The organism is Streptomyces hygroscopicus subsp. hygroscopicus (assembly GCF_001553455.1).
GTDB classification, from domain to species: Bacteria; Actinomycetota; Actinomycetes; order Streptomycetales; family Streptomycetaceae; genus Streptomyces; species Streptomyces hygroscopicus.
Genome location: NZ_BBOX01000511.1, coordinates 1 through 9,678 on the forward strand (window position 1 = coordinate 1; position 9,678 = coordinate 9,678).

Genomic DNA, 9,678 nt, shown 5'->3' on the forward strand with positions numbered 1-9,678 from the left:
TGACCAGTCGACGTAGGGTGCCAGGGCCTGTTCACACTCCGCCACCCGGGCCGTGAACACCGGTGAGGCGTCCAGCAGTGCGGCCCCCATTCCGGCCCATTGCGGGCCCTGGCCGGGGAAGACCAGTACCGGGCCCGGGCCACCGGCCGTCGCGGCGCGGCCGGGGTGGATTAGGGCCGGGTGGGTGCCGCCCGCGGCCAGTGCCTCCACCGCCGCCGTCAGCTCCTCACGGGTCTCGCCCACGGCCACCGCCCGGTGATCGAACACCGACCGGCTGGACACCAGCGACCAGCCCACCGCTTCCGGCGAAGCCACGGGCCCGGCGGCCACCCGCCGGGCCAACGCCGCCGCCTGCCCGCACAGCGCCTCACTGCCCCGTGCCGAGATCACCCACGGCACCACCCCGCCCACCCGTACCCCACCGTCCCGCGAGGTGTCCGGACCGGGCGCGGTCCGGACCGGCTCGGGCGCCTGCTCCAGGATCAGATGGGCGTTCGTCCCGGAAATCCCGAACGACGACACCCCCGCACGGCGCGGCCGTCCGTCCGCCGCCCACTCGACCGGTTCGGTCAGCAGCCGCACCGCACCCGCGCCCCAGTCCACATGCGGGGTCGGCGCGTCGATGTGGAGCGAGGCGGGGAGCACCCCGTGCCGCAGGGCCTGCACCATCTTGATGACGCTCGCCACTCCGGCGGCGGCCTGGGTGTGCCCGATGTTGGACTTGACCGAGCCCAGCCACAGCGGCCGGTCCTCCGCCCTGCCCTGTCCGTAGGTGGCCAGCAGCGCCTGAGCCTCGATCGGATCGCCCAGCGTCGTTCCCGTTCCGTGTGCCTCCACCGCGTCCACCTCGGACGGCGACAGCCCCGCGTCGGCCAGCGCCTGCCGGATCACCCGCTGCTGCGCGGGCCCGTTCGGCGCGGTGAGACCATTGCTGGCGCCGTCCTGGTTGACCGCGGAACCCCGGATCACCGCGAGCACCCGGTGGCCGTTGCGCCGCGCGTCCGACAGCCGCTCCAACAGGACCAGACCGGCGCCCTCGGAGAAGCCCGTGCCGTCCGCCGCCGCGGCGAACGCCTTGCACCGCCCGTCCGGGGACAGCGCCCGCTGCCGGGAGAACTCGGTGAAGCCGCCGGGCGTGGCCATCACCGTCACCCCGCCCGCCAGGGCCAGCGAGCACTCGTCCTGCCGCAGTGCCCGCACCGCCAGATGCGTGGCCACCAGCGACGACGAGCACGCGGTGTCCACCGTGACCGCGGGTCCCTCCAGCCCGAACGAGTACGACACCCGGCCGGAGACCACACTGCCCAGGTTCCCGGTGGCCACATAGCCCGCCGAGTCGCCGGTCGGCCGGCCGATGAGCGACAGATAGTGATACGAGTCCACTCCCGCGAACACCCCGGTGGCACTGCCGCCCAGCGCCTCCAGGGTCAGCCCCGCACGCTCGAACGCCTCCCACGCCGTCTCCAGCAGCAGCCGCTGCTGCGGATCCATCGCCGCGGCCTCACGCGGGCTGATCCCGAAGAACTCGGCGTCGAAATCGGCCACCTCGCGCAGGAACCCGCCCTCGCGGGCGCTGCTGGTACCGGGGTGCTCCGGATCCGGATCGTAGAGCTTGTCCAGGTCCCAGCCACGGTCCTCGGGAAACGGGGAGATGACGTCGGTCCCCTCGTCCACCACCCGCCACAAGTCCTCCGGGGTGGCCACATCGCCGGGGAAGCGGCAGGCCATCCCGATGACGGCGACGGGCTCCCGGGCGCGGTCCTCGACCTCGCGCAACTGCCGCCTGGCCAGACGCAGATCGGCGGTCGCCCGCTTGAGATAGCTGCGGAGCTTCTCGTCATCCGTCATATCGCATCAACCCGATCGTCACGGCGGTCCTGATTCGGCGGTCCTGGTTCACCGGAGGAGGTCCTGGTTCACCGGAGGCGGTCGTCGGAGGAGATGGTCAGCTCGTTGTCGAGCGCCCGGAACAACTCCTCGTCGCTGGCCGAGGCCAGATCCTCCGCGGCGGGGCCGTCGTCGCCCCCGGTGTCGTACGGCGGGCCCTCCGCCTTGCGCAGCAGCTCCCGCAGCCGCGCCGCGATCCCGGCCCGCTGCTCCCGGTCGGCGATCCCCCCGGCCAGGGCCGCGTCGAGGGAGTCCAGACCGGTCAGGAGCGAGGCCATCGGCGTCACCCCGGCCGGGGCCAGCAGCCCCCGCAGCAACCGCACCACCGCGGTGGGCGTGGGGTGGTCGAAAACCAGCGTGGCGGGCAGCCGCAGACCGGTGGCGGCCGCCAGCCGGTTCCGCAGTTCCACGGCGGTGAGCGAGTCGAAGCCCAGCTCCCGGAAGTTCTGGGCGGGGTGGACGGAGTCCGCCGTGTCATGGCCCAGCACCGTGGCCGTGGCGCCGCGCACCAGGGTGAGGAGCGCCTGCCGCCGGTCCTCCTCGGACATGGCGGCGAACGCCTCCGCCGGTGCCGCTCCGCCCGCTCCGACCGCGCCGGTGGCCGCCTGTGGGGCGGCGCCGCGCACCAGGCCCCGCAGGAGGGCCGGCAGATCGTCGGCGTGGGCCCGGCGCCGCAGGGCGGCCAGGTCGAGCCGGATGGGCGCCAGCGCCGGTAGGCCGCTGCCCAGGGCGGTGTCGAGCAGCGCCAGACCCTGCTCGGTCTCCAGCCCCACCATGCCGGCCCGCCCCAGCCGCGCCCGGTCGGTGTCGGTCATCCCCCCGGTCATCCCGGTGGCCTGCGCCCAGTACCCCCAGGCCAGCGAGGTCGCGGGCAGGCCCTGGGCGTGGCGGTGCACGGCGAGCGCGTCCAGGAAGGCGTTGGCCGCGGCGTAGTTGCCCTGCCCCGCCGCACCCAGCAGCCCGGCGGCCGCGGAGAACAGCACGAACGCCGACAGCCCCGACTCCCGGGTGAGTTCGTGCAGATGCCACGCCGCGTCGGCCTTCGCCCGCAGCACCTCGTCCAGCTGACCGGGGGTGAGCGCCTCGACCGTGGCGTCGCGCAGCAGCCCGGCGGCGTGGACGACGGCGGTGAGCGGGTGGCGGTCCGGGACCGTCTCCAGCAGCTCGGCCAGGGCGTCCCGGTCGGCCGCGTCACATGCCGCGATCGAGACCTGGGCCCCGAGCCCGGTCAGCTCGGCCGCCAGCTCCGCGGCCCCCGGAGCGCCGGGGCCCCGGCGGCTGATCAGCAGCAGCCGCCGCACGCCGTGGTGGGCGACCAGATGGCGGGCGGTGGCGGCGCCGAGGGTACCCGTACCGCCGGTGACGAGCACCGTGCCCTCCGGGTCGAGGGCGGTGGGGAGCGTCAGGACGATCTTGCCGATGTGGCGGGCCCGGCTGAAGTGGCGGAACGCCTCGGGAGCCCGGCGGATGTCCCACAGCGTGGTCGGCAGCGGCTCCAGCGTCCCGTCCTCGAACAGCGCCGACAACTCGGCCAGCATCCGCTGGATACGGTCCGGCCCCGCGTCGCCGACCAGGTCGAACGCCCGGTAGGCGACCCCCGGGTACCGGATGCCCACCTGCTCGGGGTCGCGGACGTCGGTGCGGCCCATGTCGATGAAGCGACCGCCGGGCGCCAGCAGTCGCAGGGACGCCTCCACGAAGTCGCCGGCCAGCGAGTTGAGCACCACATCGACGGATCCGGCGGCGGCACGGAACCGGTCCTCGAAGTCGAGGGTGCGCGAGGAGGCCAGGTGGCGGTCGTCGAAACCGCGCTCCCGCAGGGCGTGCCACTTCGCGGGGCCCGCGGTGGCGTACACCTCGGCCCGCCAGTGGTGCGCCAGCTGCACGGCCGCCAGGCCCACGCCACCGGTGGCCGCGTGCAGCAGCAGCTTCTCCCCGGCCCGCAGTCCCGCGAGGTCGGCGAGACCGAAGTAGGCGGTGAGAAAGGCGGACGGAGTGGCCGCCGCCTGTGCGTAGGACCAGCCCGCGGGGATCGGGGTGATCAACCGGATGTCGGTGACGACCAGCGGCCCGGTGCCGTTGAACAGGCCCATCACCCGGTCGCCCACCGCGAACCCGCCGGTGGCGGGCCCCACCTCGACGACCACGCCCGCACCGTCGCCGCCGAGCGGCCTGGGGTCCTCCACCATGCCCAGCGCCACGACGACGTCATGGAAGTTCACCCCGCCCGCCCGGAGCGCCACCCGGACCTCCCCCCGGCCCAGCGGACGGGTGTTCTCCGGGCAGTCGACCAGGGCCAGGTGGTCCAGGCTGCCGTGGCCCGTGAGCCCCAGCCGCCAGGCGGCCGAACCCTCCGGCGGAGCGAGCCGCCCGGCCGCGTCGTCGTGGACCAGCCGCGGTACGTGCGCCGTGCCGTCGCGCAGCGCCAGCTGGGGCTCGCCCGAGGCCACCGCCCCGGCCAGGGCCCCTCGTGTGCTGTCCCGGCCGTCCAGGTCGAGCAGCAGCACCCGGCCCGGGTTCTCCGACTGGGCGCTGCGCACCAGACCCCATACGGCGGAGGCGGGCAGATCGTGGACCTCGTCCTGGTGCCGTGGCGCGACCGCGCCACGGGTGACCACGGCCAGCCGGGTGCCGGCCAACTCACCGGCGGCCAGGAACTCCTGGAGCACCTCCAGGGCCTCCGTGCCGAGGTCGTGGGCGCGCTCCACCGGATCGACCCGGCCATCGGCGGGGGAGCCGAAGAAGGCGAACACCACCTCGGGGGCCGGGGCTCCGTGTCCCACGGCCGCCCGCACGGCGGCGAGGTCCGGAAGACGGGGGACGTCGGGCAGCGCGCCGGCCGGCGGGCCGCCCTCCGGCCGGATGACGGCCGCCCGGAACGCGGGGGCGCCCTCGGGCAGCGTCATCCGCGTCCAGACCGGCTGGAACAGCGCGTCCCTGCCCGCCGAACGGGCCCGGCCCAGCTGCCCGTCCGGCACCGGGCGCAGGATCAGTTCCGCCACCCCGGCCACCGCCGCGCCGGTCGGATCGGCCGCGATCAGAGTGAGCCGGTCCGGCGCCGTCGCGGTGATGCGGACCCGCAGGGTGTCCGCTCCCGTGGCGCGCAGCCGCAGCCCGCTCCAGGTGAAGGGGAGCAGGATCCGGTGCGCGTCCTCGGAGCCGGGGGCCACGGCCAGGGCGCGGGCGTGCAGCGCGGCGTCGAACAGCGCCGGATGGATGCCGTACCCGGACGCGCCGGCGCGCTCCTCCTCGGGCAGGGACACCTCGGCGTAGACGTCGCCGTCCAGCCGCCAGGCGGCGGTGAGCCCCTGGAACGACGGCCCGTAGCGGTAGCCGTGGCCGGCGAGCCGCCGGTAGAAGTCCTCGATGGGAAGCGGCGCGGCCCCGGGAGGCGGCCAGGTACCGTCGAGCGCCGCGGGACCGGCCGCGGACGAGGTGGCGAGCGTCCCGGTGGCGTGCCGGGTCCAGGCCGCGCCGCCCGTGTCGGCCGCCGGCCGCGCGTGCACCGTGATCGGACGCTCACCGGTGGGGTCGGGAGCGGCCACGGCGATCTGCACATCCACCGCCTCACCCTCGGGGACCACCAGCGGCGCGTGCAGGGTCAGCTCCGACACGTGGTCACAGCCGGTCCGCGTGGCCGCGTGCAGGGCGAGCTCGGCGAAGGCGGTCCCCGGGAGCAGGACGGTGTCCAGCACCCGGTGGTCGTTCAGCCAGGGGTGGGTCCGCGGGGACAGCCGGCCGGTGAGCAGATGGGCGCCCCCCTCGGCGACGTCCACGGCGGCACCGAGCAGCGGATGCCCGGCGCACCCCAGCCCGAGGCCGCCGGGGTCGCCACGGCGGCCACCACGCCCGTCCAGCCAGTACCGCCGCCGCTGGAAGGCGTAGGTCGGCAGGTCGATGACGGGGGGCGGGGGGTCGGTGCGGAACCAGCGGGTCCAGTCGATCTCGACGCCGGCGGTGAAGGCCGCTGCCACCGATCGCGCCAGTTGGGCGGGGCCGCCGTGGTCGCGTCGCAGGGTCGGGACGGTGATCGCGTCGATCCCGGTTTCCTCGATGGTCTCCTGCATGCCGATGGTGAGGACGGGGTGGGTGCTGGCTTCGATGAAGACGCGGTGGCCGTCGGCCAGGAGTGCGCGCAGGGCGTCGGCGAACCGCACGGGCCGGCGGAGGTTGGCCACCCAGTAGGCGGTGTCGAGTCCGCTGGTGTCCATGCGGGCGCCGGTGACGGTGGAGTAGAACGCCACCTCCGCCTGGACGGGTTCGATGCCCGCGAGCGCCTCCCTCAGCTCCTCGGCGATGGTGTCGACATGTGGGCTGTGGGAGGCGTAGTCGACGTCGATGCGGCGGGCTCGGTGGCCGGCCTTCCGGCAGGCGGCGAGGGTGTGGGTGATCTGGTCGGGGGGTCCGGAGACGACGGTGGAGTTCGGGCCGTTGATGGCGGCGATGGCGACGGCGTCGGCGGGGTGGCCGAGGGTGGCCAGGAGGTGTTCGGTTCCGGTGTGGCTGAGGGCGAGGGAGGCCATCGCGCCGTGGCCGGTGAGGTGACGCAGGGCGTGGGCGCGGGTGGTGACGATGCGGGCGCCCTCGTCGAGGGTGAGGGCCCCGGCGACGCAGGCGGCGGCGATTTCGCCTTGGCTGTGGCCGATGACGGCGGTGGGGGTGAGGCCGTGGTGGTCCCAAACGGCGGCGAGGGAGACCATGGTGGCCCAGAGGAGGGGTTGGATGATGTCGGCGCGGGTGAGGTCGGTGGGGTTGACGCCGTCGCGCAGGACGTCGGACAGGGACCAGTCGATATGGGGGGCCAGGGCCTGTTCGCATTCGGTGATGCGGGTGGCGAAGGCGGGTGAGGTGGTCAGGAGTGCGGTGCCCATACCGGCCCATTGGGAGCCCTGGCCGGGGAAGACCAGGACCGGTCCGGTGCCTGCCGTGCTCAGGGCGCCCGCGGTGGTGTGTGGTTCGGGTGTGCTGAGGTGGGGGTGGGGTGCGCCGGTGGCCAGGGCGTTGAGTCCGGCCAGGAGGTCGTCGCGGGTTGCGCCCGTGACGACGGCGCGGTGGTCGAAGACGGAGCGGGTGTTGATCAGTGACCAGCCCACCGCTTCCGGTGTTGCCGCCGGCTCGGTGGTCACCCGCTGGGCCAGTGCGCGGGCCTGGCCGCGCAGCGCCTCGCTGCCGCGGGCCGAGATCACCCACGGCACCACCCCGCCCACCCGGTCGGCACCGTCCCGCGAGGTGTCCGGGCCACGCGCGGTCCGGACCGGCTCGGGGGCCTGCTCCAGGATCAGATGGGCGTTCGTCCCGGAAATCCCGAACGCGGACACCCCGGCCCGGCGCGGCCGGTCCGCACGCGGCCAGGCAACCGGTTCGGTCAGCAGCCGCACCGCCCCCGACGTCCAGTCGGCGTGCGGCGTCGGCGCGTCGATGTGCAGCGAGGCGGGCAGCAGTTCATGCCGCATCGCCATCACCATCTTGATCACACCGGCCGCACCGGCGGCGGCCTGGGTGTGCCCGATGTTGGACTTGACCGAGCCCAGCCACAGTGGCCGGTCCTCCGCCCTGCCCTGTCCGTAGGTGGCCAGCAGCGCCTGCGCCTCGATCGGATCGCCGAGGGTGGTTCCGGTGCCGTGCCCGTCGACCGCGTCCACCTCGGACGCCGTCAGCCGGGCGTTGGCCAGCGCCTGCCGGATCACCCGCTGCTGCGCGGGCCCGTTCGGCGCGGTGAGACCGTTGCTGGCGCCGTCCTGGTTGACCGCGGAACCCCGGATCACCGCGAGAACACGGCGGCCGTGGCGCCGTGCCTCGCACAGCCGCTCCAGGACGAGCAATCCGGCGCCCTCGCCCCAGCCGGTGCCGTCGGCCGCCGCCGCGAACGGCTTGCACCGGCCGTCCGGGGCCAGACCGCGCTGCCGGGAGAACTCGATGAAGGCGCCGGGCGTGGCCATCACGGCCACCCCGCCCGCCAGGGCCAGATCGCATTCGCCCAGGCGCAGCGCCTGACAGGCCAGGTGGATGGCGACCAGCGAGGAGGAACACGCGGTGTCCACGGTGACCGCGGGCCCCTCCAGACCGAGCGCGTACGCGACCCGGCCGGACACCACACTGCCCAGGTTCCCGGCGCCGACGTAGCCCTCCACCTCGCTGGTGATGTCGCCGATGACCGACAGGTAGTCATGCGAACCCACCCCGGCGAACACACCGGTGTTGCTCCCGCCCAACGACTCCCGATGGAGCCCGGCACGCTCGAACGCCTCCCACGCCGTCTCCAGCAGCAGCCGCTGCTGCGGGTCCATGGCCTGGGCCTCGCGGGGGCTGATGTCGAAGAAGGCCGCGTCGAACGCGGTCGCGTCATCGCAGAACCCGCCCTGGTCCACATAGGACTTCCCCGGGCTGTCGGGGTCCGGGTCGAACAGCTCCTCGAGGCCCCACCCCCGGTCCGTGGGAAAGCCGGAGACGGCGTCCCCGCCGTCCCGCACCAGCCGCCACAGATCCTCCGCGGACCGCACCCCGCCCGGATAACGGCAGGCCATGCCCACGATCGCGATCGGCTCCGGCTCGGCGGACTCGGCCTCCCGCAGGCGCTCACGAGTCCGGCGCAACTCGGCCGTGACCCACTTCAGGTGGTCCAGAAGCTTCTCTTCGTTCGACATCGGGCGGAGGCTCCTTGGCGCGTCGCGGAGGGTGGGGGACATCGGGCTCACGACTTTCCGAACTCGTCGGAGATGAGGTCGAAGATGTCTTCCGCCGTCGCCGTCTCGAGTTCGCCGTGGGCCGCGGAACGCTCGGTGTCCCGTTCGGTGTCGTTCCACTTGGCCAGCAGCAGCCGCAACCGTCCGGTGATCCGCCGGCGGGCCGCCTCGTCCACCGCCGAGGGCTTACAGACCGCGTCCCACCGGTCGAGTTCGGACAGCAGATGTCCCTCGGAGGTCAGCTCCCCCTCGACGAGCCGCTCGCGCAGGAAGTCGGCCAGCTCCTTGGGGGTGGGGTGGTCGAAGACGAGCGTGGGCGGCAGGTCGACACCGGTGCCGGCGGAGAGCCGCTGTCCGAATTCGACGGCCGTGAGCGAGTCGAAACCCAGCTCCTGGAACGGCTGGGCGGGTGGCACGGCGTCGACGGTGGGGTGGCCGAGGATCGCGGCGGCATGCGTCCGGACGTGGTGGAGGAGAAGCTGGTGCTGCTGGGCGGGGGTGCCGGTGGCGAGCCGCTGCCGCAGGGAATCGCTCATGGCCGCCGTGTCCTCCGGGGCACCACCGGCGCCCGGCGACGCGGCGGCGGCCAGACCGGACAGCAGTGGACTGGGCCGCTGCGCGGTGAAACCGGCCGGGAACCTCTCCCAGTCGATGTCCGCCACGGCGACGGTGGTGTCCCCGTGGTCGAGGGCGTACTGGAGCGAGGCGATGGCGAGATCGGTGGCGAGAGGACGCATCCCGCGTCGGCGGTAGTAGTCGCTGACGGTCTCGTCGGCGGCCATCCCCGCCTCGCTCCACGGCGCCCAGGCCAGGCTGGTGGCGGGCAGCCCCCGGGCGCGGCGGTGTTCGGCGAGGGCGTCGAGATGGGCGTTGGCGGCGGCGTAGGAGGGCTGTCGGCTGCCGCCCCAGGCGGCGGCGCCGGACGAGAAGAGCACGAAGGCGCCGAGGCCGAGATCCTGGGTGAGTTCGTGGAGAAGGGTGGCGGCGAGCGCCTTGGGCCGCAGCACCGCCTCCATCCGGGGCAGGTCGAGCTCGGCGAGCGGGGTGTTCTCCGCGACACCGGCGGTGTGGATGACGGTGGTGAGGGGGTGTTCGGCGGGGATGGTGG

3 protein-coding genes are annotated in these 9,678 nt (G+C 74.4%); all 3 read right to left on the reverse strand.

Annotated features, from left to right (window positions below):
* Positions 1-1,848 (reverse strand): type I polyketide synthase (locus AXW62_RS37625; RefSeq protein WP_159061051.1); only part of this gene is annotated, 1,848 nt, incomplete at its 3' end.
* 68 nt (positions 1,849-1,916) lie between these two features.
* The gene (locus AXW62_RS46855) at positions 1,917-8,531 is read right to left on the reverse strand and encodes a type I polyketide synthase (RefSeq protein ID WP_060948332.1); all 6,615 of its coding nucleotides are present in this window, start codon (positions 8,529-8,531) and stop codon (positions 1,917-1,919) included.
* Positions 8,532-8,578: 47 nt separating this feature from the next.
* Positions 8,579-9,678, reverse strand: a 1,100-nt coding sequence (locus AXW62_RS37635; RefSeq protein ID WP_159061052.1) for a beta-ketoacyl reductase, incomplete at its 5' end; no start/stop codon positions are given.